At 73.2% G+C, this 25,298-nt stretch carries 25 protein-coding genes and 1 pseudogene; 11 read left to right on the forward strand and 15 right to left on the reverse strand.

Annotated features, from left to right (window positions below; all coding sequences use genetic code 11):
* The first annotated feature begins 68 nt into the window (after window positions 1–68).
* The gene (locus tag ACZ4WV_RS26025) at window positions 69–536 is read left to right on the forward strand and encodes a hypothetical protein (protein WP_465750709.1); all 468 of its coding nucleotides are present in this window, start codon (window positions 69–71) and stop codon (window positions 534–536) included.
* Between the two features lie 44 nt (window positions 537–580).
* Here ACZ4WV_RS26025 and ACZ4WV_RS26030 read toward each other — a convergent pair whose 3' ends face one another.
* The 5 genes from ACZ4WV_RS26030 to ACZ4WV_RS26050 all read right to left on the reverse strand — a co-directional run bounded on the left by ACZ4WV_RS26030 (window position 581) and on the right by ACZ4WV_RS26050 (window position 5,642).
* On the reverse strand, window positions 581–1,057 hold the full coding sequence (locus ACZ4WV_RS26030; protein ID WP_465750711.1) for a hypothetical protein: 477 nt from the start codon (window positions 1,055–1,057) through the stop codon (window positions 581–583).
* 136 nt (window positions 1,058–1,193) lie between these two features.
* A complete protein-coding gene (locus ACZ4WV_RS26035) occupies window positions 1,194–3,071 on the reverse strand; it encodes an Ig domain-containing protein (RefSeq protein WP_465750713.1) in 1,878 nt (625 codons plus the stop codon).
* A gap of 430 nt (window positions 3,072–3,501) precedes the next feature.
* Window positions 3,502–3,972, reverse strand: a complete 471-nt coding sequence (locus ACZ4WV_RS26040; RefSeq protein WP_465750715.1) for an ATP-binding protein — start codon at window positions 3,970–3,972, stop codon at window positions 3,502–3,504.
* A 98-nt stretch (window positions 3,973–4,070) separates the two neighbouring features.
* Window positions 4,071–4,619 (reverse strand): STAS domain-containing protein, encoded by a 549-nt coding sequence (locus tag ACZ4WV_RS26045; protein ID WP_465750717.1) that lies wholly within the window; start codon window positions 4,617–4,619, stop codon window positions 4,071–4,073.
* A gap of 117 nt (window positions 4,620–4,736) precedes the next feature.
* Window positions 4,737–5,642 carry a SigB/SigF/SigG family RNA polymerase sigma factor gene (locus tag ACZ4WV_RS26050; protein ID WP_465750719.1) on the reverse strand — a complete coding sequence of 302 codons (906 nt, stop codon included), beginning with the start codon at window positions 5,640–5,642 and terminating at the stop codon, window positions 4,737–4,739.
* Between the two features lie 229 nt (window positions 5,643–5,871).
* Here ACZ4WV_RS26050 and ACZ4WV_RS26055 point away from each other — a divergent pair, with 229 nt between their 5' ends.
* From ACZ4WV_RS26055 to ACZ4WV_RS26070, 4 genes are all read left to right on the forward strand, one after another.
* On the forward strand, window positions 5,872–6,306 hold the full coding sequence (locus ACZ4WV_RS26055; RefSeq protein ID WP_465750721.1) for an SRPBCC family protein: 435 nt from the start codon (window positions 5,872–5,874) through the stop codon (window positions 6,304–6,306).
* A gap of 143 nt (window positions 6,307–6,449) precedes the next feature.
* Window positions 6,450–6,818: a PRC-barrel domain-containing protein gene (locus ACZ4WV_RS26060; protein WP_465750722.1), complete on the forward strand. Its 369-nt coding sequence runs from the start codon at window positions 6,450–6,452 to the stop codon at window positions 6,816–6,818.
* A gap of 168 nt (window positions 6,819–6,986) precedes the next feature.
* A complete protein-coding gene (locus ACZ4WV_RS26065) occupies window positions 6,987–7,382 on the forward strand; it encodes an SsgA family sporulation/cell division regulator (RefSeq protein WP_465750724.1) in 396 nt (131 codons plus the stop codon).
* Between the two features lie 617 nt (window positions 7,383–7,999).
* On the forward strand, window positions 8,000–9,097 hold the full coding sequence (locus ACZ4WV_RS26070) for a mechanosensitive ion channel family protein (RefSeq protein ID WP_465750725.1): 1,098 nt from the start codon (window positions 8,000–8,002) through the stop codon (window positions 9,095–9,097).
* 79 nt (window positions 9,098–9,176) lie between these two features.
* On the opposite strand, the gene acs is transcribed toward ACZ4WV_RS26070, so the two are convergent.
* Both acs and ACZ4WV_RS26080 read right to left on the reverse strand, forming a co-directional pair.
* Window positions 9,177–11,186: an acetate--CoA ligase gene (acs, locus tag ACZ4WV_RS26075; protein WP_465750727.1), complete on the reverse strand. Its 2,010-nt coding sequence runs from the start codon at window positions 11,184–11,186 to the stop codon at window positions 9,177–9,179.
* Window positions 11,187–11,188: 2 nt separating this feature from the next.
* Complete coding sequence (locus ACZ4WV_RS26080; protein ID WP_465750729.1) at window positions 11,189–11,830, reverse strand: acetate uptake transporter; 642 nt, start codon at window positions 11,828–11,830, stop codon at window positions 11,189–11,191.
* Window positions 11,831–12,336: 506 nt separating this feature from the next.
* Between ACZ4WV_RS26080 and ACZ4WV_RS26085 the strand changes: the two genes are divergently transcribed.
* Entirely contained in the window at window positions 12,337–12,663 is a 327-nt protein-coding gene (locus ACZ4WV_RS26085) for a hypothetical protein (protein ID WP_465750731.1), read from the forward strand.
* 37 nt (window positions 12,664–12,700) lie between these two features.
* Here the strand turns inward: ACZ4WV_RS26085 and ACZ4WV_RS26090 are convergent, their stop codons facing one another.
* Window positions 12,701–13,483, reverse strand: coding sequence for a class I SAM-dependent methyltransferase (locus tag ACZ4WV_RS26090; protein ID WP_465750733.1), 783 nt, complete (start codon window positions 13,481–13,483; stop codon window positions 12,701–12,703).
* A gap of 294 nt (window positions 13,484–13,777) precedes the next feature.
* Between ACZ4WV_RS26090 and ACZ4WV_RS26095 the strand changes: the two genes are divergently transcribed.
* Window positions 13,778–15,103, forward strand: a complete 1,326-nt coding sequence (locus ACZ4WV_RS26095; RefSeq protein ID WP_465750735.1) for a M1 family metallopeptidase — start codon at window positions 13,778–13,780, stop codon at window positions 15,101–15,103.
* A gap of 177 nt (window positions 15,104–15,280) precedes the next feature.
* Here the strand turns inward: ACZ4WV_RS26095 and ACZ4WV_RS26100 are convergent, their stop codons facing one another.
* Together ACZ4WV_RS26100 and ACZ4WV_RS26105 are read right to left on the reverse strand one after the other, a co-directional pair.
* Window positions 15,281–16,024: a class I SAM-dependent methyltransferase gene (locus tag ACZ4WV_RS26100; RefSeq protein WP_465750737.1), complete on the reverse strand. Its 744-nt coding sequence runs from the start codon at window positions 16,022–16,024 to the stop codon at window positions 15,281–15,283.
* Window positions 16,025–16,245: 221 nt separating this feature from the next.
* Entirely contained in the window at window positions 16,246–16,755 is a 510-nt protein-coding gene (locus ACZ4WV_RS26105) for a MarR family winged helix-turn-helix transcriptional regulator (RefSeq protein WP_465750739.1), read from the reverse strand.
* 43 nt (window positions 16,756–16,798) lie between these two features.
* On the opposite strand from ACZ4WV_RS26105, the gene ACZ4WV_RS26110 reads away from it, so the two are divergent.
* Window positions 16,799–17,746, forward strand: coding sequence for an alpha/beta hydrolase (locus ACZ4WV_RS26110; RefSeq protein ID WP_465750741.1), 948 nt, complete (start codon window positions 16,799–16,801; stop codon window positions 17,744–17,746).
* Window positions 17,747–18,072: 326 nt separating this feature from the next.
* Here the strand turns inward: ACZ4WV_RS26110 and ACZ4WV_RS26115 are convergent, their stop codons facing one another.
* On the reverse strand, window positions 18,073–18,909 hold the full coding sequence (locus ACZ4WV_RS26115; protein ID WP_465750743.1) for an EamA family transporter: 837 nt from the start codon (window positions 18,907–18,909) through the stop codon (window positions 18,073–18,075).
* 120 nt (window positions 18,910–19,029) lie between these two features.
* On the opposite strand from ACZ4WV_RS26115, the gene ACZ4WV_RS26120 reads away from it, so the two are divergent.
* Window positions 19,030–19,614, forward strand: a complete 585-nt coding sequence (locus ACZ4WV_RS26120) for a helix-turn-helix domain-containing protein (protein WP_465750745.1) — start codon at window positions 19,030–19,032, stop codon at window positions 19,612–19,614.
* A gap of 92 nt (window positions 19,615–19,706) precedes the next feature.
* On the opposite strand, the gene ACZ4WV_RS26125 is transcribed toward ACZ4WV_RS26120, so the two are convergent.
* Window positions 19,707–20,213, reverse strand: a complete 507-nt coding sequence (locus ACZ4WV_RS26125) for an ArsR/SmtB family transcription factor (RefSeq protein ID WP_465750747.1) — start codon at window positions 20,211–20,213, stop codon at window positions 19,707–19,709.
* A gap of 57 nt (window positions 20,214–20,270) precedes the next feature.
* Between ACZ4WV_RS26125 and ACZ4WV_RS26130 the strand changes: the two genes are divergently transcribed.
* Window positions 20,271–21,182, forward strand: coding sequence for a S41 family peptidase (locus ACZ4WV_RS26130; RefSeq protein ID WP_465750749.1), 912 nt, complete (start codon window positions 20,271–20,273; stop codon window positions 21,180–21,182).
* Window positions 21,183–21,277: 95 nt separating this feature from the next.
* Here the strand turns inward: ACZ4WV_RS26130 and ACZ4WV_RS26135 are convergent, their stop codons facing one another.
* Window positions 21,278–22,255 (reverse strand): alpha/beta fold hydrolase, encoded by a 978-nt coding sequence (locus tag ACZ4WV_RS26135; protein WP_465750751.1) that lies wholly within the window; start codon window positions 22,253–22,255, stop codon window positions 21,278–21,280.
* A gap of 336 nt (window positions 22,256–22,591) precedes the next feature.
* Between ACZ4WV_RS26135 and ACZ4WV_RS26140 the strand changes: the two are divergent.
* Window positions 22,592–23,020, forward strand: a pseudogene (locus ACZ4WV_RS26140) (MFS transporter); the annotation flags it as partial.
* Between the two features lie 22 nt (window positions 23,021–23,042).
* Here ACZ4WV_RS26140 and ACZ4WV_RS26145 read toward each other — a convergent pair.
* Both ACZ4WV_RS26145 and ACZ4WV_RS26150 read right to left on the reverse strand, forming a co-directional pair.
* Window positions 23,043–23,906, reverse strand: coding sequence for a 2OG-Fe dioxygenase family protein (locus tag ACZ4WV_RS26145; protein WP_465750753.1), 864 nt, complete (start codon window positions 23,904–23,906; stop codon window positions 23,043–23,045).
* An 18-nt stretch (window positions 23,907–23,924) separates the two neighbouring features.
* Window positions 23,925–25,262, reverse strand: a complete 1,338-nt coding sequence (locus ACZ4WV_RS26150) for a carboxylate-amine ligase (RefSeq protein ID WP_465750754.1) — start codon at window positions 25,260–25,262, stop codon at window positions 23,925–23,927.
* Window positions 25,263–25,298: the final 36 nt, after the last annotated feature.

A 25,298-nucleotide genomic window follows, 5' to 3' on the forward strand; every position in this document is an offset into this window, starting at 1 on the left:
GGCTCGGCCTCCTGCTGGCCGGGTGCGGGACCGAGCACGTGGGAGGAACCGCCGCGCCGGGCGCGACGATGCCTTCGCTGAGCACGCCGGCACCATCCACGTCACCGCTCGACTTCCCCTGCCCCGGGGAGAGTCCGACAGCGACGCCCACTGCCAGGGCGACGGTCAACGGCGAGCCGTCGCCGCCGGACCATTACCGGGAGAACAACGGGTTCAAGATCCCCCTCCCCCTGCACGGACAGCCGCGCTGCGACGGGCTGTCGGCCGTCCAGCGGATCCGGGGCGCCCTCGACCCGCTGCGCCGGCGCGGGGACTTCACGGTCGGGAGTGCCCGCACCGCGCTCACCGGCCTCGACTTCGAGGACGGCAAGGTGACGGTGAACGAGAACGGCGCCGGCGTCAGCTTCCTGATCGACGCCATCAGCACCCACCACCTGTGTCTGGAGGGCACCGTGAACCCGGCCGCCGTCACGGCGGAGGCCTTCGGCGGCTATCCGGACCACACGGGCTGCGACCAGCCCCGCGGTGGGCACTGACCTCAGCCCGGCGGTTCCGTCGGGCTGAGGCCGGTCGGACTGCCTCAGCCGGTGACCTCGATCGTCACGTCGTACGTGCGTTGCTCCGGCCCGCAGTTGAGGGCCTCGCCGCAGGTGGTGCGGGAGGCGGCGAGGTGGGCCGTGCCGGGCGTACGGGCGGTGAAGGAGGTGGCCACGCTGCCGCAGCCCCCGCCGGGGTGGCAGCCGGCGGACGGCGAGGTGCTCAGGGCACCGACCGGGGCGAGGACATCCGGCACCGAGCTGGTGACGGCGGACCAGTAGGTACTGTGCAGCTCGACGGTGACGGTGGCGCCGACGGCGACCTTCAGGGTGGTGTGGTTGGCCTTCTCGTCGGCGGTGACGGCGGCCGACCCGGTCGTGGCGGTGGCCGCGGGGGCGGAGGAGGTCGCCGGGGTGGAGGGGGCCGCCGGAGCGGCGGCCGAGCCGCAGCCGGCCAGGGCCAGCAGCACGGCGGCGCAGGCCAGGGCGGTGGCGGTGGCGGTGGGTCTTCTCAGGTTCACGGTGGTTCCCTTGTGCCGGGGTAGGAGCGGTGCGGGTTCGACGCACCGGCGGCCGAATCGGATCCCTTCCCCCTCCGGCGGAAAACGCACCGGGGCGGGCACGAGGCCCACCCCGGCGCGTTCGGCGCGTCGATCGTCAGGAGACGGTCACGTCGTCGTAGTAGGTGTAGGTCGGGTCACCCGGGTAGTTGTCGTCGTGGTTGCTCAGGGTGAGCGTGTAGGAGTGGCCCGGGGTGACGGCGGCCGTCGTGTTGGTCCAGGTGCCCGTGGTGGTGCAGGTCTTGGCGAGGACCGTGGTGGTGGTGCCGGTGGTGTTGTCCTTCAGGGTGGCGGTGGCCCAGTCGTAGGTGACGGTGTCGTTGCAGGTGTTGCTGTACCAGAAGGACACCTTGCTGGAGCCGGTCGGCGCAGTGAAGGTCTGGGCGACCGAGGAGTCCCCGGTCGGGCTGGTGGAGCCGACCATGGCGCCGTAGCCGCCGCTGTGGGCGGCGCCCGCGGTGGCGGAGGTCGAACCGGCGGTGGTCCAGCCGGTCAGGTTGCCGGTCTCGAAGCCGCCGTTGGTGACGGATCCACCGCCCGAGGTGGAGGACTCGGTCCAGGTGAAGGTGGTGTTACCGGCAGCGCCGGTGGTGTCGGTCGCGGTGACCGTCACGCTGGAGGTGCCGGCGGCGGTCGGCGTGCCGGAGATCAGGCCGGTCGAGGAGTTGATCGACAGGCCGGCGGGCAGGCCGGTGGCCGAGTAGGTCAGGGTCTCGCCGGTGGCCGAGTCGCTGGCGCTGATCTGCAGGCTGGCCGCGGTGCCGACGGTACCGCTCTGGCTGCCCGGGTTGGTGACGGTGACCGTGTTGCCGTGGGTCAGGATGGCGTGCGAGATCGCGCAGGAGTTGGTGTCGTTCGACCAGCTGGCCTGCTCGGCGAAGGTGCCGTAGGAGCCGAAGGAGACGTTCGCGGCGCCGCCCGTCGAGCCGGGCCGGATCCAGGCGCACTCGTCGGAGTTCTCCTGGCCGTTGTACGAGCTGCCGGACACGTGGTTGGTCCAGCCGCCCGCCGGGTTCTGGTCGGACATCATCTCGTGCCACTCGTGGCCGAGCGTCATCGTCCAGCCGTCCAGCGTGCCGGGCGAGTTGACGAAGCCGACCCCGCAGCTGGTGCCCTGGTCGATGTTGTACGGCTGGTTGGAGAAGGCGATGTCTCCGTAGGGCGAGGTGGCCGCGCCGCCGGTGAGGGTGGTGTCGCCGTTCCAGTCGTGCCAGGCGCAGTACCCGGTGGTGGGGTTCTGGTAGTCGTCCGGGTTGGTGCCGTGCGGCGAGAGGATGACGTAGTACGCGTCGCGGTTGGCGGCGGCCGTGGTGTTGCCGAAGTGACCGGCGGCCTTGACGGCCTCCTGGGCGAGCTGGTTGCCGGTGGCCTGGGCGGGCGAGGCGGCTGCGTTGTCGTACCAGACGCCGGACAGGACGCCGCCGCTCTGGTACGGGACGAAGTTGGCGTTCGAGGGGCAGCTGGTGGCACCGGTGGCGACGTTGGGGCCGTCGCACCACTGCGTCAGGTCGGCCGACCAGGTCTCGCCGTTGGTCCCGATGCCCTTGAACATCTGCTGGGTGGCACCGGCCGCGCCGGCCGAGTCGCCCGAGAACTTGGCGTTCCCGCTCGCGTCGGTGGTCTGGGTGCCCCACTGGGTGCCGTAGAAGACCAGGTACACCTTGGAGTGGCCGCTCTGCACGCCGATGCCGTCGACGCCGCCGCCGTAGGACAGCGTCTGCTGGCCGGTGGCCGCCGCCTGGTTGTGCTCGGCGAGCCACTTCTTGTAGTTCTCGTTCTGCTTCGTGCTCGGCACCGCGCCGTGCCGGTACGGGTGCCCGTTCTGCGGGCTCCAGGGGTTGAACTCGTTGGCGGTGCTGCCCGAGGAGCTGGAGATGTCCTGCGCGGCGGCCGGTCCGGCCGCGCCGGCCAGGCCGGCGGCGGCGAGCGCGAGCGACGCGATTCCGGTGAGCGCCGCGTACTTCGCACGCCGCATTCTGCGGGAGTGACCCATGGGGTGGGGGGTGCCTCTCTCTGCCGATCGCCCGTACGGCCTTGGGGAGCCGTGGACGATCCCTTTGTGGGGAAGGGAGCTGACGGCGAATTCCTTCGAAAGCCGGATCCGGCGGTGTGTTCCGACACCCGGATTTGACTGCCCGTCGGCTGGGGCCGCCGTCTGCTGGCATGAGGAAAGCAGAGCTGATGAACGCGGGTCAACGGCGAATGGTAAGGAATGATTAAGAGCGAGTGTCCGGGCAGGTGAAACCCGTGATCGGAAGCCCGGTTGCTGCAGGTCGGCCATTCACTGAATGGCGGTCGGGAGACTGTTTCCGCATTCAGTGAAACGTCACGTCTTCAACACCTTCGCCATTCACTGTGAACGGCCTCCGAGCCCGCGTGCCGTCTACTGGAGGGCCTATTCCGGCTCAGCTGCCGGGAGATGGAGGCGGCGCGTCGATCTCGGCCCAGACGGTTTTTCCGTCGTCGTGCGGCAGCGCACCCCAGCGGGTCGCGGTCTGCTGGACGATGAACAGGCCGTGCCCGCCCGGCAGGCCCGGATGGTGGGGGCGGCGCGGCTCGGGCAGAGCGGTCGAGCGATCGCCGACCTCGATCCGCAGGCGGACCTCGGAGGCGTCGAGGACCAGCTCGACCGGGCCGTCGGCGTGCAGGGTGGCGTTGGCCACCAACTCGGCGACCAGGAGCACGATGTCCTCCCCGGTACCGGCGGCTCCCATCGGCCACGACCAGTCGGCAAGGGCCTGCGCGGTGTACGCCCGGGCACGGGCGACGGGCTTGGGCAGCCCGGCCAGGTGCAGGCGCCGGCGCTGTCCGCCGGGGGGCAGTGTGGGACCGGCGCCCGACCGGTCGCCGTCCAGGGTTGCCCGGCTGGTCGTCATGGGCGGGTTCCCCTCCGGTTCGGCACTGTGTGGTTCGGCTTCGCCTGCTCGGCTTCCCGACGGCCGCGGGATCATGCGCGGCCATCCGGGGCCAGTGTTCACAGCGGTGCCGCCAGGGCGGCGTCCAGCGACGGATGGAGCGAGAACACGCTCTCCGCGCAGGTCAGTTCCAGCAGCCGCCGGACCGCTTCGGAGGGCGCCGAGAGACGGAACCCGACGTCCGCCGCGGTGGCCGCCAGCCGGGTCCGCAACAGCAGGTTCAGTCCGGAGGAGTCGCAGAAGTCGACGTGTCCGAGGTCGACGACGAGCAGCGGCGGATGCCGGTCCACCAGGTCGTCGAGCGTGCTCCGCGCGGGGGCCAGGGTCTCGACGTCGAGGTCGCCCGCCAGCGCGCAGACCACGGCCAGGGTCTCGGTGTGCCAGGTGCGGACGGCCAGATCGGACCCGGCCGGGCCGCACGCCGCCAGGTCGAACCCGGCCGGCTGGAGCCCGACCAGCCGGAGTGCGGCCGGCTGGAGCCCGACCGGTCGGCGCCTGACCGGCTGGTGCCTGACCGGGGCGCTCGGCCAGGGCGGTTCGAAGGCCGCGACGGTCGGGGGCACGGTCGCAGGCCCCTCCTCCTCCGGCGTCGTCTCCTCGGGCCGCATCGTCTTCGCTCTCCCTCCCCCGGGGTCCTCTCCGAGCCTAAGCACGCCGACGCCGTACTGGCCAGGCCCCGGTCGGAATTCGGGCCGTCCCGGGAGTCCATGGGCCGTGACGCGCGCTCAGGTGACGGTGAGACCGGCGTGCAGGCGTTTCAGCGTGCGGCCGAGGAGACGGGAGACCTGCATCTGGGACAGCCCGAGGCGATCGCCGATCTGGGCCTGGGTGAGGTCCTCGCCGAAGCGCATGGCCAGGATGAGCCGGTCGCGCTCCGGCAGGGCGGCGATGAGGGGCTTGAGGACGATCAGGTCCTCGACCGTCGCGTACCTCGGGTCCTCGGCGCCGAGGCACTGGAGGAGCGGGGCCGGTTCCCCCTCCTCGCCCTCGGGGGCGGGCGCGTCCAGGGAGCCGGCGGTACGGCCGTTGGCGGCGGCGAGCCCGTCGACCACCTCCTCCTCCGGCAGTCCGAGGTGTTCGGCCAGTTCGGGCACGGTCGGGGCGCGGCCCAGCCGCTGGAACAGCACGTCGCGGGCCTTGGCGAGGCCGATGCGCAGCTCCTGCAGGCGTCGCGGCACGTGCACGGCCCAGGTGGTGTCGCGGAAGTGGCGCCGGATCTCGCCGAGGATGGTCGGCAGGGCGTAGGTCGTGAACTCGACGCCATGGCCCGGGTCGAAGCGGTCGATCGCCTTGATCAGTCCCAGCGCGCCGACCTGGACCAGGTCCTCCTCGGGTTCGCTCCGCCTGCCCAGGCGGTGCACCGCGATCCGCACCAGGGACAGGTTGAGCTCGATGAGCGTGGCCCGTACGTACGAGTACGCCCGGGTGCCCTCCTCCAGTGCCGCGAGCCGGGCCAGCAGCACCCGGGTCAGCTCGCGCGCGTCCGCGGGGGCGACCCGCCGGACGTCCTCGATGCCGGCGAGTTCGGGGAGGGCGACGCGGGAGGCGGCGGGTGCGCCGACCGACGGCGCTGCCGCCGCCCGGCCCGGGGCTGTCGCGCGGTGGAGGAGTTCGTCACTGCTCGTGGCCACGTCGTTCCCTTCCGCTCGGCGTGCGGTCCGCACCCGGTTACCCCCGGGGGCCGTTTCCATGCCCGCTTGCCGTTGGCGAAGCGCGACAACTCCCTTGCGGAGCAGGTGAGTAGTCGAGACGGCACACACCGTGCATGGCCGTCCGGGATCGGGGCACCCGGACACCGTGGGCCGCCGCAGGGGCGGCGGAGGCGGGGGAACCCGGACGCTGGAGGTCGAGGAGGAGACGATGGGACGGATCGAGGAGTCGGTCGAGGTGGCGGCGCCACTCGACGAGGTCTACGGGCACTGGATCCGGTGCGAGGACTTCCCGCAGTTCATGCGCGGGGTGCTGAGCGTGGACGTGTCCGCCCCCGGCAGCAGCAGCTGGGTGGTCGAAACCGCCGGCGGCCGACGGGAGTTCGAAGCCGTGACCACGGAGGTGGTGGAAGGGGAGCGGGTGGCCTGGGACGGCGGCTCCGGCCCGGTCCGCCACAGCGGTGTGGTGACCTTCCATCACGTGGACGAGCGCACTACCCGGGTGATGCTGCAGCTGGAGATCGAACCGCACGGAGTCTGGGAGCACCTCGCGGAGGCGCTCGGCTTCGTCGACCGCCGGGTCATCGACGACCTGAACGACTTCAAGCACCACGTCGAGCTGACCGGCGGGGCGGCGGCCGGTTGAACCCGCCTCCCGCGCTGAACGGCGATTCGGCGCCGAAGGCTGAGCCGAACGCATGAACCGCGACATCGGGGGCAGCCGAGCGGACACGACCGACCGGGCCGCACAGGAAGGCCTGGTCCACGAGGAAGCGAACGGAGGCAGTCATGAGCGAACGACACGACATCTGGCAGTTCCGCACCACCGCCGGGCACACCGCCGGCACCGACCTCATCGGCTTCCACGTCGAGGCCACCGACGGCTCGATCGGCAAGGTCGACAAACTGTCCGAGGAGGTCGGCGAACAGTACCTGGTCGTCGACACCGGCCCGTGGATCTTCGGCAGGCGCGTCCTGCTCCCGGCCGGCACGGTGACACGCATCGAGGTCGCCGAACAGAAGGTCTACGTCGACCGGTCCAGGGACGAGATCAAGCACAGCCCCGACCTCGACGAGTCCGAGCCCCACCAGGAGAGCGACACCCGCGAACGCTTCGGGCCCTACTACGACCGGCTCTACGGCGGCCGGATCATGTGAGGCGGCCGCCGGCCGCCGCGCCGGACGGGTCGCAACCACTGGTCGGACGATCGCCGGTCGGGCGAGCACCACCGGTCAGGAACGGACGGGACTGACCGCGACAGACTGACGGGCGGACCGGCTGAGGCCGGGCCGGCCCGGAGGAACCCGGGAAGGGGAACCCGCTCGATGGAACGTCTCACCGCCCGGATCACGATGCGACTGATCACCGGCGACGAACGCAGCCGGGACCTGGACGTCGGCTGGTCCTACCGGACCGGCGACCCCCATGCGGTGGACCTGGACTTCACCTCCTACCAGCCGGAAGCGGTGTGGACGCTCTCGCGCGACCTCCTCATCACCGGCCTGCAACGGCCCGCGGGTGAGGGCGACGTCCACGTCACGCCCTTCGACGGCGACCGGGTGCTGATCGCGCTCGGCGGCCGCGAAGGCGTCGCCCTGCTCGCCGCCGCCACCGAGGCGGTCGCCCGCTTCCTGGCCGCGACGGCCCGGATGGTCCCGCCTGGGCGCGAACATACCCGGATCGACTGGGACCAAGGCCTGCAGGACCTGCTGGCCGCCTGAGCCGCCGGGCCCTGCCTCCGGCGGGGGGCGGGGCCCGGCGTCAACCCGCGGCCGTGCGGACGGCAGGCGCGGAACCGGTCGGGGGAGCCGCCCTCCCGAGCGAGGCCATTCAACCCGAGCCTTCGAACCTCACGAAGCGAGCTCACCGGCCGAACTCACCAGCCGAGCCCACCAACCGAGCCCTACGAACCGAGTTCACGACCGACCGAGAGGAGCCCCCGTGACGAACCCCGTGACAAGCGCACCCGCCCAGCCGGGCGTCCTGCCGCCGCCTTCGCAACCGGAGCCCCCGGGGCCGCCGATGCCGGTGCCCCCGGAACCGGCCCGGCCGCCCGGCCCGCCCGTGCTGCCCGACCCGCCGCCACCACCCGGCTCGCCGGTGCCGCCGCCGGATCCACCACCGGTGCCCGGCCCCGTACGGCCGGCCCCCGGCCCGGTCACGCCCCAACCGGGGCGCCCCCATCCGCCCGAGCCGCCGGACTGACCGGCGGTCAGCGAGCCCGGTCACGGGCCGACGGACGCCACCCTCCCGGGCGGCGTCCGTCGGCATGCCGGCACCGTGCCCCGGACCGGGCGTCACCGTGCTCAACTCCCGGAGACAGGAAGGAGACCGGCTCATGTGGTGGAGCCTGCTCCGCCTCGCCGTCGTCGGTGTCGCGGCCGCCCTCTTCACCTACGGCCTCGATCGGATGGCGCAGGTGGTGGCGCGGCGGCTGGCGATTCCCGGCAGCGCCGACGGTGTTCCGCGGATGGTGCGCAGGTGCCGCCGTCCGCTCCTGGCGCTGACGGCCTGCCTGCTGCTCTCCGCCGCGCAGCCGTGGATCGACCCGCCGCCTGCCGCCGGCGAGGAGCTCCGGCACCTCCTCGTGATCCTCTCGATCGCCGCCGGCGGATGGCTGTGCGCCCGGGTGGTGGCGCTCCTCGTGGACAGCGCGCTCAGACTCGCCGTCCACCGCCGCGATTCGGCGTGGGCCGGCCGGGCCCGGACCCAGGCCAGCCTGCTCGGCCGGATCTGCCAGGCGGTCGTCGCCGTCGCCACGCTGGGGGCCGTACTGATGACCTTCCCGGCGGTCCGCGGTGTCGGCACCAGCCTGCTGGCCTCCGCCGGGCTGGTGGGCGTGGTGGCGGGTGTGGCCGCCCAGAGCACGCTCGCCAACGTGTTCGCCGGGGTGCAGATGGCCTTCGGCGACCTGGCCCGGATCGGCGACGTCGTCGTGGTGGCCGGTGAGTGGGGGACGGTCGAGGAGATCACGCTGACCGCCGTGGTGATAGCGACCTGGGACCAGCGGCGGCTGGTGATGCCGATGTCCTACTTCGTCGGCCGTCCGTTCGAGAACTGGTCGCGCCGTACCAGCCGGATCACCGGGACGGCGCTGCTCCACCTCGACCACCAGACCCCGGTCGGGCTGCTGCGGGAGGAGTTCGACGCCTTCCTGGCCAAGAGCGACCTGTGGGACGGCCAGGGCAGCGCACTCCAGGTGGTCGACACCACCCCCACCACGATCGTGGTCCGAGCACTGGCCACGGCGGCGAACGCCGACGACGCCTTCGAGCTCCGATGCCGCCTGCGCGAGCACCTGATCGGCTACCTGCGCGACCACCACCCCTACGCACTGCCGCGCATCCCGGTGGGGGACGCGCCGTCGGACCGGACCGAGCGCCCTGTCTGGCCGCCGCAGGACGGCGTCAGCGGGCTCCGCGGCCACCTGCCCTGAACCTGTCCCGGCGGGGCCCGCGCGCTGCTGCGGCCACGCGCCCCGGGCCCTCGCGCGGCCCCGGGCGGTGACGCTCGCCTCAGCGGTCTTCGTCCGCTCCCCCGTCCTGCCCGCCCCCGCTCCCGGGCGTTCCCGCCCCGGGCAGCTGGTCCTTGATCAGCTGCATCACCGAGCTGTCGGTGAGCGTGGTGACGTCGCCCAGGCTGCGGTTCTCGGCGACGTCGCGCAGCAGCCGACGCATGATCTTCCCGGAGCGGGTCTTCGGCAGCTCCGGCACCACCAGGACCTGGCGGGGCCGGGCGATCGGCCCGATCTCCCGGGCGACGTGGGCGCTCAGCTCGTCGGCGACGGCCCGGCCGCCGTCGCCCTCACCGGTGCCGGCGTCCGCGCGCAGGATCACGAACGCGACGATGCCCTGCCCGGTCGTCACGTCGGCCGCGCCGACCACCGCCGCCTCCGCCACCTTCGGGTGGGAGACCAGGGCCGACTCGACCTCCGTAGTGGAGATCCGATGGCCGGACACGTTCATCACGTCGTCGACCCGGCCGAGCAGCCAGATGTCGCCGTCCTCGTCCTTCTTGGCGCCGTCCCCGGCGAAGTACACCCCCGGGAACCGCGACCAGTAGGTGTCGAGGTAGCGCTGCCGGTCGCCCCAGATGGTGCGCAGCATGGCCGGCCACGGCTCGGTGAGCACCAGGTAGCCGCCCGCGCCGTTCGGCACCGGCTCGCCCCGGTCGTCGACCACGTCGGCGCTGACCCCGGGCAGCGCGCGGAGCGCCGACCCCGGCTTGCAGACGCTCACCCCCGGGAGCGGGCTGATCATCTGGGCGCCGGTCTCGGTCTGCCACCAGGTGTCCACCACCGGGCACCGGTCGCCGCCGATGTTGTGGCGGTACCAGATCCAGGCCTCCGGGTTGATCGGTTCGCCGACCGAGCCGATGATCCGCAGACTGCTCAGGTCCGAGGCGGCCGGCACCTCCTCGCCCCACTTCATGAACGTCCGGATCGCCGTCGGGGCGCAGTAGAGGATGCTGACCCGGTACTTCTCGACGATCTCCCACCAGCGGCCCTGGTGCGGGGTGTCCGGGGTGCCCTCGTACATCACCGAGGTGGCGCCGTTCGCCAGCGGGCCGTAGACGATGTACGAGTGGCCGGTCACCCAGCCGATGTCCGCGGCCGTCCAGAAGACGTCCCGTTCGGGCTTGAGGTCGAAGACGGCCCAGTGCGTCCAGGCCACCTGGGTCAGGTAACCGCCGGAGGTGTGGAGGATGCCCTTGGGCTTCGCCGTGGTCCCCGAGGTGTACATGATGTAGAGCGGGTGCTCGGAGTCGAACGGCTGCGCTTCGTGGTCCGGCGACTGCCGGTCCACCAGGTCGTGCCACCAGACGTCCCGGCCCGGGGTGAAGTCCACGTCCTGGCCGGTGCGGCGCACCACCACCACGGTGCGCACGTCCGGGCAGTCGGCCACGGCGCTGTCGACGGCCGGCTTGAGCGCGGAGGCGGAGCCCTTGCGGTAGCCGCCGTCGGCGGTGATCACCACCCGGGCGTCGCAGTCGATGATGCGGCCCTTGAGCGCGTCGGCCGAGAAGCCGCCGAAGACGACGGTGTGGGGTGCCCCGATCCGGGCGCAGGCCAGCATGGCGATCGCCGTCTCGGGGATCATCGGCATGTAGATCGCCACCCGGTCGCCCTCCCGCACGCCGAGCTCGGTCAGCGCGTTGGCCGCGCGGCAGACCGCGTCCTTCAGCTGGGCGTAGGTGATGGTCCGGGTGTCACCGGGTTCGCCTTCCCAGTGGAAGGCGACCCGGTCACCGTGCCCGGCCTCGACGTGCCGGTCCACGCAGTTGTGGGCGACGTTGAGCCGGCCGCCGACGAACCAGCGGGCGAACGGCGCCTCCGACCAGTCGAGGACCTCGGTCCACGGCTCGGCCCAGCTGAGCCGCTCCGCCTGCGCGGCCCAGAAGGCGAGCCGGTCCTGCTGCGCCTCGCGCACCGTCCGCTCGGTGACGTTGGCGGTCGCGGCCAACTCCGGCGGTGGCGGGAAGCGACGCTCTTCGTGCGACAGGTTGGACAGCGTCTCGTCACTCATCGCTACTCCTCGGGGCGGTCCGGGAATCCCCGAGCCTCCCCGAACCCGGGATCCGCGGGCCCGGCGGGCGGAACGGAACCGGCAGGAGGAGTGGGCCCGCCCGGACCGACGGCCGCGGCGGGACCGCCGAGCGGCCACACCGGGAGGACCGTCCGTCGGAAGGTCCCGTTGGTGACGGTGGCGAAGGAGGCGTACCAGGCGACCACGGCGGTGACCAGTCCCAGCCACCCGCCGGCCTTGGTGCAGCCGTCGGACTGGGCGAAGGCGCCGATGGTCAGCAGCAGGAACGTCAGGGTCAGGGTGACGAACACCGCGAGCACCGCGCCCGTCGTCCGCAGGGCGGCGATCGTCATGTAGGCCGTGAAGATCGTCCAGGCCAGCAGGAACAGGCCCGTGGCCTGGTAGAGCTGGTGGGCGTGGAGCAGGTGCGGGACCACGGCCTGGACGAAGCCCCAGTACGCCAGCCAGAAGGCGCCGAAGGAGGCGAAGGCCGTGGCGGCGAAGGTGTTACCGCGCCGGAACTCCCACATCCCGGCGAGGAGTTGGACGATGCCCCCGTAGAACAGGGCCAGTGGCAGCACCACGGCCGCCACGGACTCGTTGATCAGGCCCGCGTTGAACCAGCTCAGCACGAACGTGGTCATCGCGAAGGCCCCGAGACCGAGGGCACCCGGATCGGCGACGGTACTGGGGGCCGTCGCGGGGGCCGGCGGAGCCGGCGGTTTCGGAGGAAGTACGGACCCTCGATCGGTCCGGCCGGGAACTGCCACGATGACTCCTCTCCACGGCGTGCCGGCCGCGCCCGCCCCGCCCGTGTCCACCGGCGGACACGGCGCTGGAGGGACGCGGTGTGTCCCGGCACCCGCTGATCGGCGGCCGTGCTGCCGGGCGGGGATGGCTCCTCGGCGCGGCAGCCCGTCGCATCGGCGCGCCTTTCCGGTCCGCACCGGCTCAAACGGTCCGGGCGGCCGCCTTCCGGGCCGTCCCCGGAGCGTCCCGGGGTCGTTCCGGGACCGCGCTTCGGTGCGCTCCCGGCGCGCCGGACCGCCCCTCTGGTGCACCCGACCGGCGGCGGCCACAATGCGGGGATGCGGACACGGCGTGTGGCGGGCCTGCTGGGCCCGATCGTGGTGGTCTCGGTGGCGTCGGCGTGTGGCGGGCCCGCCGCAGCGCCGCCGACCACGCCGCCGCGCCGCCCCCCGCCGACCGGGTGGCCGACTGCATGCTGAGTGTCCTGCCCTGGCTGCAGACCTCGCTGGACGGCGGCACCGACCCCGGCGACTACCAGGAGATGGGCCTGTCCAACGCCCAGGGCGGCGCGCTCCGCGAACTCCAACGGCAGGCGGCCGCCCTCAAGGCCCACGGACCACTGCCCTCCGCCTGGGCCGCCACGGAGGTCCGCCGCGCCTGCGAAGCGATCGTCGCCGCCGCCTCCGCCGCCTCCCCGGCCGCCACCAGGCCGCCCGGCTGGCCGTGACCGGCCCGAACCACCCGCCGGAGGGGAAGCGCCGGGGTCAGGCCGGGGCGCGGCGGACGGTGAGCATGTCCTGGGTGTGGCCGATCGCGTAGCTGCCGTCGGGCTGCGTGAAGTGCTTGCGGACGTAGGAGGTGAGGGCGGCGCGGGTGGGCCGGGGGTCGAGGTCCACGAGGTCCGCGACGTTCACCATGAACTCGGCGACGTCGACGGCCTCGTCGAGGTGGGGCGTGCGGTAGTGGAGGGCGAGGGTCTCCAGGGCGTAGTCGTGGGAGGGGTGCGCGGTGCGGAGGCGGTCGAGGAGGGGGCGCAGGTCGTAGCGGACGCCGGTGAAGTGCTCGGCCATCCGCATGCAGGGGCTGTCGGGGTTCTGCAGGATGACCAGCAGGGCGCCGCCGGGAGCCGTCCAGTCCAGGGCCCGGGTGACGACGGGGAGCCAGTCGGGGTCCGGGACGTAGTAGAGGACGTGGGACAGGTGCACCAGGTCGGCCGGCTCGGGCGGCCGGGCCCGGTCGATCGGCTCGGGGAGGACGACCGCCTCGGGGCAGGCGGTGCGGAGCTTCTCGCGCATGGCCGCGCTGGGCTCGACGGCGATCACGCGGTCGAAGTGGCGGGCCAGGTGGGCGGTGGTGCGGCCCTCGCCGGCGCCCAGGTCGAGCAGGACCCGGCGCTGCGGGAGGGCCGCCGCGATCTCGCTCAGCCGGGCGTGGGTGCGCGGCTTCTCGTCCGTACCGGCGAGGAAGAGTTCGAAGGCCCGGCGGTAGTCGGCGCCCGAGACGTCGAGTACGCGGACCGGAACACTGTCGGTGGTCGTCGGCTCCATCGGGCGGCGCCTCCTGTGGTGGGGTGCGGGGGCCGGGCGGGTGTGCCGGCCGGGTGGGATGTGCGGGCTCCGCGGCGGTCCCATTGCACCGTGGTGCGACCTCTGCCGGATGCAGGCACGTTCCTTCCCGTGTGTCGCCGGGCGCTCGCTCCCGATCCGTCAACTCCCTGACGGATCAGTTCACCTGGCAGGGTGGTTAGTCCCCGCCACTCCCCTGCCAGTCGAACCGCGTCGTCGGATCCACCTGGTACGAATACGGAGCGAAGAAAGCCCCGCACGGAAAGGAGCCACGGCATGCGACGCCTGCTCCGCCTGCTCGCCGTCCTCGCCGTGCTCCTGGCGGTCGCCGCCGCCCCGCCCGGCCACGACGGCGCCGACCCGCCGCGCACCCCCGACGCGCCCGGCTACACCGTCGAACTGCGCAGCGACGCCACCGGTGCGCACTGGAGCGGCCACGAGCGGATCGCCTTCAGCAACGCCTCGCCCGAACCGCTGCGCGAGGTGTACCTGCGGCTCTGGGGCAACTCCCACGGCGGCTGCGCCGCCCGGCCCGTCCGGGTGTCCGGCCTCGCCGGCCCCTACTCGGTCGACTGCACCGCGCTGCGCGTCCCGCTGCCCCGGCCGCTGTCCCGGGGCGCCTCCGGGAGCCTGACGTTCGACCTGGCCATCGACGTCCCGGACGGCGTCGACCGCTTCGGCCGCGACGGTGCCTTCGGCTTCCTCGGCAACGCCCTGCCCGTCCTCGCCGTCCGCGACGGGCAGGGCTGGCACCTGGATCCGTACACCGACCTCGGCGAGTCCTTCTACGCGCTCGCCTCCGACTTCGCCGTCACCCTCGACCACCCCGCCGGCCTGCTGGTCCCCGCCACCGGCACCGCCGTCGACACCCCCGGCGAGCCGGGCCGTACGCTCACCCGGGTCACCGCCCGCCGGGTGCGTGAATTCGCCTGGGCCGCCGGCCCGTTCAGCCGCATCACGGGCCGCTCGGCCGACGGCGTCCGGATCGCCGTCTACTCGACCGCCGGCATCAGCGCCGAGGACACCCGCGCGATGCTCGACCTCTCCCTGCGGACCGTCGACGCCCACTCCGCGAGCTACGGGGCCTACCCGTACGGCGATCTGGCCCTGGTGCTGGACAACGCCTTTGAGTTCGCCGGCATGGAGTACCCGGCCTTCGTCCTCGACCGGATCAGACCCTCCGCCGTCGTCCACGAGCTGGCGCACCAGTGGTGGTACGGCATCGTCGGCGACGACCAGTACCGCGCGCCCTGGCTGGACGAGTCCTTCGCCGAGTACGCCATGGACCTCGCCCTCGGCGACACCGGCGAGGGCTGCGCCGCCGCCACGCCCTGGCGGTCCGCCCAGGAACGCCTCACCAATCCGATGAGCTACTGGGACACCCACCCCGACCGCTACGAACCGGTCATCTATGACCACGGCTCCTGCGCCCTGCACGAACTCCGCCGCCTGATCGGCGCGGAGACGATGTCCGCCCTGCTCCACGACTACGCGCACGCCCACTGGTACGGCATCTCGACCACCGCCGACTTCAAGGCAGCCGCCCAGGCCGCGACCCCCGTCGACCTGACCGCCTTCTGGCACGAGCACCGCCTCGACTGAGACCGCCGTCGAACCGCTGCCCCAGCAGACGTCCGAACCGACCCTCGGCCGGCTGAGCCCCGCCCCGAGCGACACGATCGAAGCACCGGCCCGCCTCCCCCGGCGGGAAGGCGGGCCAGGAGGACCAGGGCCGGGACCAAGACCGGAGCCAGTGCCAGTGCCAGTGTCGGGCAGGCCTCAGGCGCGGCAGCGCAGCAGCTCCAGCGGCGGGCTGGCGAGGAGGTCCGCCCAGAAGTCCTCGCCGTACTCGCGGAGTCCGGCCTCGGACACCTGCAGCGGCACCCACTCCAGGTCGCTGAACCCAGCCGCCCGCAGGGACTCCTCATAGACCTCCCGGCGCGGGACCACGCCGAGGATGCTGATGGGCTGCGGGTCGAGGAGCGCCGTGACCCGTACGCGCGGGCCGATCTCGATCTCCTCGCCGGTCGGCTCGCAGCGGAAGCCGTACTTGTCCAGGGAGGCGCAGTCGAACCCGTAGTCGGGCTTCTGGGCGAACACGAAGAGCTCTCCACCCGGCACCAGGTTGCGGTGGATGTTGCGGCACATCCGCTCGAGCTCCGCGAGGGATTCCGCGTAGTTGAGACACTGGACCGCCAGTGCGATGTCGAAGCGCCGGTCGAGCGGCCGGAGTTCGCCCACATCGCCAACCTCATAGCGCGCCCCCAGCGGCTCACGCTGCTCGAACTCCCGCGCGACGGCGATCATTTCGCCGGAGATGTCGACGCCGAGCACCTCCTTGGCGCCGCGCCGCATGAACTCCCGGCTGTAGAAGCCGGTGCCGCACGCCAGGTCGAGGACCGACTTGCCGCTCACGTCCCCGACCAGGCCCAGGACGCTGGGCACTTCCCCGTAGCGGATCAACGGCAGGGACTTGAAGCCCTCAAACGCCTCACCGATCTCGTCGTACTGCTGCACGCCCATGTGCCGCACCTCCGTGTCGTCATCCTGTCGGCCGCCGCCCCCCGTTCCCAAGGTGCTGACGTGCGGCGGCCGTGGCGGAAAGTCTCCCGCCACCGGCTCCGCCGCCGTACTGGCAGATGACACAAAGAAGTCGGCCGCCGGAGCCGGGCCATGGGCGCCTATCGCCCAATCCCGGCACGCCGGCGGCCTGCCGGGGCGTCAGTCGGTTTCGGCGTCACCGGTCAGCCGACCGGCGTGCCGACCTGGTCGCGCTCGAGGACGGACCGCAGGGTCGAGAGAGCCTGCGCGACCGCCGACAGCGAGGAGCCGTCGAGAGCGCTCCCGAGCAGCTCGGCCAGGCCGCCGGTGAAGGTCCGCTCCGCCTCCGCGACGAGCTTCGCCCCCTCCTCGGTCAGGACCAGCAGCGAGGACCGGCGGTCCGCCGGGTTCGGCCGACGGGCGGCCCACCCCTGCTTCTCCAGACGGTCGATGCCCTTGCTGGTCGCCCCGACTCCGATGGCGAACTCTCCGGCGAGGTCCGCCACCCGGCACTCGGGGTGGTCGCGCAGGTAACTCAGGAACTCGTACTGGGAGGTGACGATCCCGTGCCGTTCGCGCAGGCGGTCATTGAGCGCGTTGTACAGGCGCGTCTCGCACCGGACGAGATCGGCGAAGAGCTCGGACAGATGGGGAAGGCCGGAGGGATCGGAGAAATCGACTGCGGTCCGGCCACCACCCGATGTATATTCCATGGCATATAGTGTACAGGAAGCTACTTGTGGCAGGAGTATGCCCATGAGCAGGGAACAGCGCATACGGATCGACGGGATCCTGCGGCAGCCGCGCCCCCGAGGACCCCAGTCGGTCGAGCAGATCCGCGCCGGATTCCGGGAGTTGATGGCTGGGATGATCGTGCCCCACGACAGCATCCGCACCGCGCCGACGACGCTCGGCGACCGACCCGCCCTGCGCGTCGAACCGAAGGTCGGACCGGACACGGAGACGGACGGCCCGGACTCCGGAACGATCCTGTACCTCCACGGCGGCGGCTGGGTCTTCGGCTCCCCCGAGACCGCCCTCTCGCTGACCGGCAACCTCGTGGCCAGGACCGGCTTCGGCGCCTACTCGCTGGACTACCGGCTCGCTCCCGAACACCCCTTCCCGGCCGCGATCCACGACACCGTGGACGCCTACCGTGCCCTCCTGGACAGCGGCGAGGACCCCTCGGCCGTCGTGTTCGCCGGGGACTCCGCCGGCGGCGGACTGGCCGTCACCGCCTGCCTCGCCGCCCGGGACGCAGGCCTGCCGCTGCCCGCCGCGATCCTGGCCCTGTCCCCCGGGCTGGACGCGACCCGGACCGGCGAGAGCATGGACACCAAGGAGGGCGCCGACCCGGTCTTCACCCGTGCGGCGCTCGAACACACCGGAGCCATGTACCTCGCCGGAGCGGACCCGCACCAGCCGCTGCTCAGCCCGGCCGTCCTCGCCGACCTGACCGGCTTTCCCCCGATGCTGATCCAGGTCGGCACCAATGAGGTGCTGCTGGACGACTCCACCCGCCTGGCCGCGCGGGCCAGGGCCGCGGGCGTGGACGTCATCCTCGACGTCACCGCCGATGTGCCGCACGTGTTCCAAGCCTTCGCCGGCGTCCTCGACGAGGCGGACGAGGCCCTGGACCGTGCCGCGCTCTTCCTCCGTCAGCGGATCCGCGCCGGAGCCACCGCGCGGACCTCCGCGGCGTAGGGCCGGCCGGCCCGGCGCTCAGGCGAGGACCTCCGGGCGCTGCGGACCGAGGTACTGCACGCCCACCCCGTCCGCATGGGGGCGAGCAGGCCCCGCAGTGGCTCGGCGGCGGCCTTGAGGCGCTGCCCGTCCGCGCGGCCCGTCCGCTCTGCCCCTCCGCTCTGCCCGTCCCGTGCGTCCCGGACGGTCCCGTGCGGCCCGGACGGTCGCGGGTGGCCCGGACGGTCGCGGGTGGCCCGGACGCCCCTCCAGGACGAAGGCGACGCGGCCGGACTCCTCGGCGAGGCGGTCCGGGTCGGAGGCACCGGCGGGCGGGCCGGGCGGCCTCAGGCGAGGGCGAGGAGGCTGACGGCGAAGGCGGCGACGCCGAGTCCGACGAGCTGGGCGCGGTGGATGCGCTCGGCGAGCACGCCGCGGGCGAGCAGGACGGTGCCGGCCGGGTAGAGCGCGGTGATCACGGCGACGACCGTGAGGTCCCCGCTGCGGACGGCGAGCAGGAACAGCAGGTTCGCCACCGAGTCCAGCACCCCGGCGGCGGCCGACAGCGCGTACGCGGGCCGTTCCGTACCCAGCCTGCGGCGCATCAGTCCGGCGGCGGCCAGGGTGACCGCGGAGGAGACCGCGCGGCCGACGATCAGCGGCGCCACCCCGCTGTCGGCCGGCGCCTGGTGCAGGCAGACCAGTTGGAGGGCGATGGCGGCGCCCGCGCCGAAGGCCAGCAGCAACGCGGTGCGCGAGGGGCGCGCCGCGCCGGTGCCGTGGCCGGCGCTCACCAGGACGATCGCCGCCAGGGCGAGCGGCAGGCCGATCAGTCCGGTGGCGCCGAGGTGCTCGCCCTGCAGCAGTCCCACGGCGACGGGCAGCGCGGCGGACACCAGGGCGGTCACCGGGGAGAGCACGTTCATCGGCCCGATCGCGAGCGTTCGGTAGAGCAGCGCGAACGCGGCGGCCGAGGCGACACCCGAGGCGGCGCCCCAGCCGAGCGCTCCCGCGCTGAACGAGGCGCCGAGCACGGGCCACAGCAGCAGTTCGACGGCCAGGCTGGCGGGGGCCGCGATGAGCACGGTCCGCAGGACGTGGGCCTTGCGGGCCCCGAGGCCGCCGAGGAAGTCGGCGCACCCGTAGGCGAGCGAGCAGCCGAGGGCCAGGAGCAGAGAGATCACGGTGGTACGTCCCTCGCGACGTTCAGTGGAATGACCACACCGTACATCGGATCGACCGAGCAGTGCCAATGAACCGACCGGTCGGTGCACTAAAGTAGTCCGCGTGAGGATGGTGATCAGGTGACCGAGACGGCCGAAACCCTGCGGACGGTCGCGCACAACGTCCGGGCCGCCCGCGTCCGCGCGGGCCTGTCGCTGGAGGAGCTCAGCCGACGCGCCCAGGTCAGCAAAGGCGCCCTGGTCGGCTTGGAGAGGGCTCAGGGCAACCCCAACCTGGCGACCCTGGTCCGCCTCGCCGACACCCTCGGCATCTCGGTGTCCGCGCTGATGCAGGGCCGACCCGAGGGCCGGGTGCGCGTCGTCGCGGCCGACACCGTCACGCCCCTGTGGACGGGGGAACGCGGCGGCGAGGCCCGGCTGATGCTGACGACCTCCGGCCCGGCCCCGGTCGAGGTCTGGCGGTGGCGGCTGGAACCGGGCGAGGAGTACGCCAGCCACCCGCACCAGGCCGGCGTCGTGGAGACCGTCAGCGTCACCTCCGGCCGAATGACCCTGGTCGTCGATGGCACCGAACACCCCGTCGAGGCCGGCCAGACCGCCACCTTCGACGGCGACGCCCCACACACCTACCGCGGCGCCGGATCGGAACCGTGCCGCCTGATCATGACCGTCCACCTGCCGCCCGGCCCCGCCCCGACCGCCTGACCCGTCCCGACCGCCTGCCCCGTCCCGACCGCCCGACCCGCGCGAGCGCCTCGACGCCGTCGTACCGCGGTGCGATCGTCAGCCGACCGCCCCTACTCCCCGGCCTGCTGGTAGAGCGTCACCAGGAGGCCGTGCACCGGCTCGCCCTCCGGGTCCTCCTCCGCCTCGTCGACCAGTCCGGCCAGCGCCTCGGCGAGCCGCGCCGCCTTGGCCGGGCTGAGCCGCAGGTGGCGCAGCGTCAGGAGGTGGTCGGCGGGTGAACGGTCCAATTCCTGGGCGACGGCGCCGAACAGTGCGGCCGTGCCCTCGGCCTGCGGTTCGGCGACGAGGAGTCGCTCGGCGGTGCGCCGGTAGTACTTCTCGGTGCCGCCGCGCACCCGTCGTGTTCCCGCGTCCTGGAGCAGCCCCGCCTCGCAGAGCACCCTGAGGTGGTGGGAGACGCTGCCCTTGTTCACTCCCAGCTGCGCGGCGAGCCGGCTGATCGTCGACGGCCGCCCGCTCAGGGCGAAGAGCAGGCGCTGGCGCAGGGGGTGGGCGAGTGCGGCGTGCTGCAGGGGCGTGCTGATCCGCTGGACGCTGTCGTCTGTTCGGTGGCTCACCAGATCAAGCGTTAAGTACGTTTGACGCTTCGGCAAGCCACTGGTCTACTCCCTCCCATGACCTCCACCACATCGTCACCCGCGCTGGACACCGTCGCCGTCGTCGAGTCGATCGCCGACCTGGTCCGCGAGAAGTACGTCTTCCCCGAAGCCGCCCGGCAACTGGCGTCCCTGCTGCGGCGCCGCGGCGCGGACGGCTCCTACCGGGCCGCTTCCGCCCAGGAGTTGGCCGAAGCGGTCACCGCGGACCTGCGGTCCGTCAACGGCGACCTGCACTTGGCCCTCAAGTACCACGCCATGCCGGTGCCGCTTGAGCGGGGCGCGGCGGCACTCGCCGCGATGCGGAGGGAGTTCGACGCCTCCCTGGCCGGTGTTCCCCGTGTGGAGCTCCTCGACGGCGGCGTCGCGGTCCTGGAGCTCGCACCCAAGATGTTCCCGCTGGACTGGGCGGCGCAGCCGCTGACCGCGGCGCTCTCACTGGTGGCCCCGGCCCGCGCCCTCATCCTGGACCTGCGCCGCAACACCGGCGGCGATCCGGACACAGTCGCCTTCGTCTGCGGCTACCTGCTCGACGGCCGAACCCACCTCAACACCATGCTCTCGCGGCAGGGCGAGGTGGCCGAGCAGTCCTGGACGCCCCCGTTCGTACCGGGCGCCCGCTTCGGCGGCAGCAAGCCGCTCTACGTGCTGACGAGCGGAAACACCTTCTCCGCGGCCGAGGAACTCGCCTACGACCTGCAGCAGCTCGGGCGCGCCGAGATCGTCGGGGAGGCCACCCGGGGCGGCGCGCACCCGCGCGAGGGCTGGACGGTGCACCCGCACCTGGAGCTCAGCGTGCCCGTCGCCCGCGCGGTCAACCCGATATCGGGCACCAACTGGGAGGGCACCGGCGTCCAGCCCGACGTGCGGTGCGACGCCGAGGCGGCGCTCGACCGCACGCTGCCCCTGGCCTTGGCGTGCCTGGCCTGAGACCGTTGTCCCGGATCAGCGGGCGGACCGGATGAAGACGCCCGCTGTGTGTTCGCGGTGTGTTCGCGGATGGCGCGTGATGAGGGGCGTGCCGCTCAACGAGGCAGTGCGGCGAGCCACTCGAGCAGGAGCCGGTTGACCTCGGCGGGGCGCTCCTGCTGGATCCAGTGGCCGCAGCCGTCGAGGAGGTGGGAGCCGATCAGCCCGGGCAGGGTGGTCGGGAAGGCCGCGATCGCGTCGGCCAGCCAGGTGGTGGAGGCGTCCCGGGTACCGCCGATGAACAGCGAGGGCTGGGTGACGGGGGCGCCGTGGAAGGCGACGAGGTCCTCCCAGTCCCGGTCCATGTTCCGGTAGCGGTTCAGTGCCCCGGTCAGGCCGGTCCGCTCGAACTCCCCGGCGTAGACGTCGAGGTCGTCCTCGCTGAGCCACCCGGGCAGCGGCCCGGCGGGGAAGCGCTCCCGCAGCGTGCCGCCGGCGGAGACGAAGTGCGGATCGGGGGCGCCGGGCGCGGGCATGGTGTCGGCCGACAGAGCCGCGTAGAAGCCCGCGAGCCAGCAGCGGACGTCCGGCTCGATCTCGGCCTCCGCGCGCCCCGGCTGCTGGAAGTAGGAGACGTAGAACTCCTCGTCCCCGCCCAGCCCGGCGAAGATCTCGCTGGGCCGCGGACCGCCCCGCGGGGCGTAGGGAACGCTGAGCAGCCCCACCGCGCGGAACACCTCCGGGTGGAGCAGCGCGCTGTCCGCGGCGATCGTCGCTCCCCAGTCGTGGCCCACGACCACGGCCGTCTCCTCGCCCAAGGCGCGCACCACGGCGACGTTGTCCTCGGCCAGCTCGCGCGTCCGGTAAGCCGCCGGATCGGCGGGCTTGGCGGAGCGGCCGTAGCCGCGCACATCGAGGGCGACCGCGCGGTACCCCGCCGCGGCGAGGGCGGGGAACTGGTGGCGCCAGGAGTACCAGGACTCCGGGAAGCCGTGCACCAGCAGCACCAACGGCCCGGTGCCCTGCTCCACCACATGGATCCGCTGCCCACCCTGGGAGACCAGTCGGTGCGTGAGTGCGTTCTGCTGCGGCATGCGTCCTCCGAGCCGTCGATCCGGCGTGCGCCGGGAGCAGCCTGACCTGGCCGCTCTGCGGGTTCCACGGCCGATCCTGTGCGAACGCCCGCTGAAAAGACCAGGCGATTTGCCGTTCCGGCAAATCGGCCTGACCGCGGATCACCTTCTCCGTTTCTCCGTCGTGCGGACGCGGGGCGGTGAGGGCCGATCAGCGGGTGACGGCGGATGTAGCGCAGGCCGTCCAGCAGGTCGGCGCGGGCGGTGCCCCGGCCCGGATCCTGCTGCTCGTGCTGCTCGTGCTGCTCGGACGTCTCAGTCGGCTCGGACGGCGCGTCGAGGGGGCGGATCCGCACCGCCGGCGCCGCGTTGCTCGCCATCGCCGGGCTCCCCCGGGCGGGCCTGACCATGGTGGCGACGCTGTTGGCCGGCAGTGTGGGCGCAGCCGCCATGGCGTTGGTCCCGAGCCTGTGGGGGGCGGCTCTGCTGGCCGCGCTCGTCGGGCTGGGCGCGGGTGTCTTCGGCAGCCTGGACGGTGCTCTCATCCAGACCTCCGCCGACCCGGCCTACCTCGGCCGGGTCACCTCCCTCGTGATGCTGACCATGGTCGGCCTGGCGCCGCTCGGCTATCCGCTGGTGGGTGCCGCGATCGGGGCTTGGGGCGCGGCGCCGGTCTTCGTCGGCTGCGGCGGCCTGTCCTGCCTCGGTGCGGTGTTCGCCTTCGGCTCGCGGGCGGTCCGCCGGGCCGAGCTGCCCCGGCGGACCGCCCGCGCCGGTGGGGCGTGAGGCGGGCGGGCGGGTCACCCGGCTACAGCCCGGGCGTGTAGGGGGCGATGCCGACGATGAGGATGTCGCGCCTGCCCTCGTCGCCGTCGTCGCCGAGACGGACGGGGCCGACGTAGTGGCTGACGCGGCAGTCGTGCACCCCGTAGCCGTCCAGCGGCTCGCTCAGGACGAAGCGGGCGTGGACGGCCTCGGGGGGCAGCGTGTCGGGTTGGCGGCCGGCGCTCTCCGGGGTGGCGATGACGTTCTCGCCGCCTTCGATGTTCTGCCGCCCCACGAGGTGGGCGAAGGTGAAGGTGGCCGGCGAACCGCCGTCCTGGTGGAGGCAGTTCGGCGAGGAGACCGCCACCTGCTCCCGGTCCCGGACACCGAGCGCGATCAGGTGGATGCCGATGTAGACGGGGACGCGGTGCAGGTCCTCCAGCCACAGGGCGTGCTCGAGGTCGGCCCGGATCAGGGCGTCGAGCAGTCGGTTGCCGTGCAGGGCGGTCGGGATGTCGGGCAGCCGCCGGCGCACCCTCGGGTACTCGGGGTTGTGCTCGTCCTGCCAGTACTCGGTGACGGTGCCGAACTCGTCGTCGGGGGCGCCGGGGATGTAGGACAACTCGCCGGTCCAGGGCAGGTAGACGGCGTGGGAGTAGCGGCGGAACCGGTTGGTCTCCCTGGCGTACGGGTCCGGGGGCAGGTCGTCGTAGGCGGCGGCGAGCCGGGCGAAGTCCTCCGCCATGGCCGCCATGTCGACACCGAGGTCGGCGGCGCCCAGCCGGGCGTAGCCGTCGCGGCGCACCCGCACGGCCTGTTCGACCGTCGGGGGCCCGGGCGACCGGTCGGCGGTGCCGGGCGCACCGGTGGCGGCCGGCCGGCCGTCTGCGTCCAGGATCGTGTCCATCGGCTCCTCCTCCTGAGTTCACGGGCGACCGTCGGCGGGGGTCCGTTCCCCGCTCGGGTCCGGCCGCGTCCCTTCAACGTGGCACGCCCCAGGCGGCCGCGCCGCCGGGTGATCCGCCGTGCGGGCGGTGTTCGGAGCGGTCGGGGCGGTCGGAGCGGTCTGGGCGGTCTGGGCGGTCTGGGCGGTCTGGGCGGTCGGCGCGATCATGTAGGTCGCCAGGTCGTCCACCACCGCGGGCAGACCGCCCGAGCGGTGGACGGCGCGCTGGCGGTGGGCGCCGCTGCCCCGGGTGGCCAGCCGGTCGAGGAAGGCGTCGACCCGTTCGAGGTCGCCGCATTCCGCCAGCGCCGCTCCGATGTGGGCGACCAGCCGCCGGGCGCGTTCCGGCGCCGGTAGTCTCCGGCCGGACAGCGCGTCCACGCCGTCGCCCGGCCAGCCGTCGCGGGTGGCGTACCAGTACGCTCCCCGCAGCACCTCGCCGCCCAGCCGCGGGCCCTTGTCCCCCTGCTCCGCGAGGCGGGCGGAGGTCATCACCAGGCCCCGCACGACGGCCGCCAGCGCCGCCGAGTCCGCGGGGTCGGCCGGCACGTCCATGCAGCGCACCTCCAGGGTCGGCAGGTTGGGGTGCGGGCGGGTGTCCCAGAAGGGCAACTCGGCGAAGGACATGCCGCCGACGTCCGCCATGGCCGTGGCGACGCGCCGGTAGCCGTCGAAGGAGTCGACCCACGGTGGCGGCCCGAGGCTGGGGAAGCGCAGCCGCAGCACCGACCGCCAGCTCGCGTACCGGGTGTCCCGCCCGGCGTGGAAGGGCGAGTTGGCGCTCATCTCCACCAGCAGTGGCAGCCACGGCCGCAGGTGGTTGCCGGCCAGGGCCGCCACGTCCCGGTCCGGCAGGTGGACGTGGACGTGCAGCGCGCAGACGGCGAAGTCGTCCATCATGGTGCGGAACAGGTCCACCCCGTCGTGGTACCTGGGGTGGTCGCCGACCGGCACCGCACCGCCGCCGCCGATCACGGGCGTGCCGCTCGGGCACACCTTGAGGTTCGCGGCGGCTGCGCAGCCGGCCAGCTCCCGGCGCAGTCGGGCCAGTTGGGCGGACAGCTCGTCCATGGTGGTGCAGGGCGTGGTCCGCACCTCGATCTGGAGGTCCGTGAACTCCCCCGAGACCGAGTCGCCCAGCACGCCGGCGGCCAGGGCGGCGAGTCGCGGGCCGGCCGGCACCACGGCGCGGGTGTCGGCGTCGACGAGGAAGTACTCCTCCTCGATGCCGACCGTCGGCGGGCCGTCCGCGGGCTGAGCACCACCGCCCGGGGTCGCGAACGGCCCGGGCCGCAGAGCCCGGGTCGCCGCGTTCACGGGTCGGTCGTCCGGCACCGCGGACCCGCCATCGGT

This window comes from Kitasatospora sp. NPDC029312, from assembly GCF_055569215.1.

Coding starts and splice junctions, on each gene's coding strand:
- ACZ4WV_RS26100 (WP_465750737.1), bottom strand. CDS start 16,024: ATGGGCGTGCAGCAGTACGACGAGATCGGTGAGGCGTTTGAGGGCTTC.
- ACZ4WV_RS26040 (WP_465750715.1), bottom strand. CDS start 3,972: ATGACGACCAGCCGGGCAACCCTGGACGGCGACCGGTCGGGCGCCGGT.
- ACZ4WV_RS26105 (WP_465750739.1), bottom strand. CDS start 16,755: ATGGAATATACATCGGGTGGTGGCCGGACCGCAGTCGATTTCTCCGAT.
- ACZ4WV_RS26025 (WP_465750709.1), top strand. CDS start 69: ATGCCTTCGCTGAGCACGCCGGCACCATCCACGTCACCGCTCGACTTC.
- acs (WP_465750727.1), bottom strand. CDS start 11,186: ATGAGTGACGAGACGCTGTCCAACCTGTCGCACGAAGAGCGTCGCTTC.
- ACZ4WV_RS26060 (WP_465750722.1), top strand. CDS start 6,450: ATGAGCGAACGACACGACATCTGGCAGTTCCGCACCACCGCCGGGCAC.
- ACZ4WV_RS26065 (WP_465750724.1), top strand. CDS start 6,987: ATGGAACGTCTCACCGCCCGGATCACGATGCGACTGATCACCGGCGAC.
- ACZ4WV_RS26055 (WP_465750721.1), top strand. CDS start 5,872: ATGGGACGGATCGAGGAGTCGGTCGAGGTGGCGGCGCCACTCGACGAG.
- ACZ4WV_RS26080 (WP_465750729.1), bottom strand. CDS start 11,830: ATGACCACGTTCGTGCTGAGCTGGTTCAACGCGGGCCTGATCAACGAG.
- ACZ4WV_RS26135 (WP_465750751.1), bottom strand. CDS start 22,255: ATGCCGCAGCAGAACGCACTCACGCACCGACTGGTCTCCCAGGGTGGG.
- ACZ4WV_RS26095 (WP_465750735.1), top strand. CDS start 13,778: ATGCGACGCCTGCTCCGCCTGCTCGCCGTCCTCGCCGTGCTCCTGGCG.
- ACZ4WV_RS26045 (WP_465750717.1), bottom strand. CDS start 4,619: ATGCGGCCCGAGGAGACGACGCCGGAGGAGGAGGGGCCTGCGACCGTG.
- ACZ4WV_RS26090 (WP_465750733.1), bottom strand. CDS start 13,483: ATGGAGCCGACGACCACCGACAGTGTTCCGGTCCGCGTACTCGACGTC.
- ACZ4WV_RS26110 (WP_465750741.1), top strand. CDS start 16,799: ATGAGCAGGGAACAGCGCATACGGATCGACGGGATCCTGCGGCAGCCG.
- ACZ4WV_RS26145 (WP_465750753.1), bottom strand. CDS start 23,906: ATGGACACGATCCTGGACGCAGACGGCCGGCCGGCCGCCACCGGTGCG.
- ACZ4WV_RS26070 (WP_465750725.1), top strand. CDS start 8,000: ATGTGGTGGAGCCTGCTCCGCCTCGCCGTCGTCGGTGTCGCGGCCGCC.
- ACZ4WV_RS26035 (WP_465750713.1), bottom strand. CDS start 3,071: ATGCGGCGTGCGAAGTACGCGGCGCTCACCGGAATCGCGTCGCTCGCG.
- ACZ4WV_RS26130 (WP_465750749.1), top strand. CDS start 20,271: ATGACCTCCACCACATCGTCACCCGCGCTGGACACCGTCGCCGTCGTC.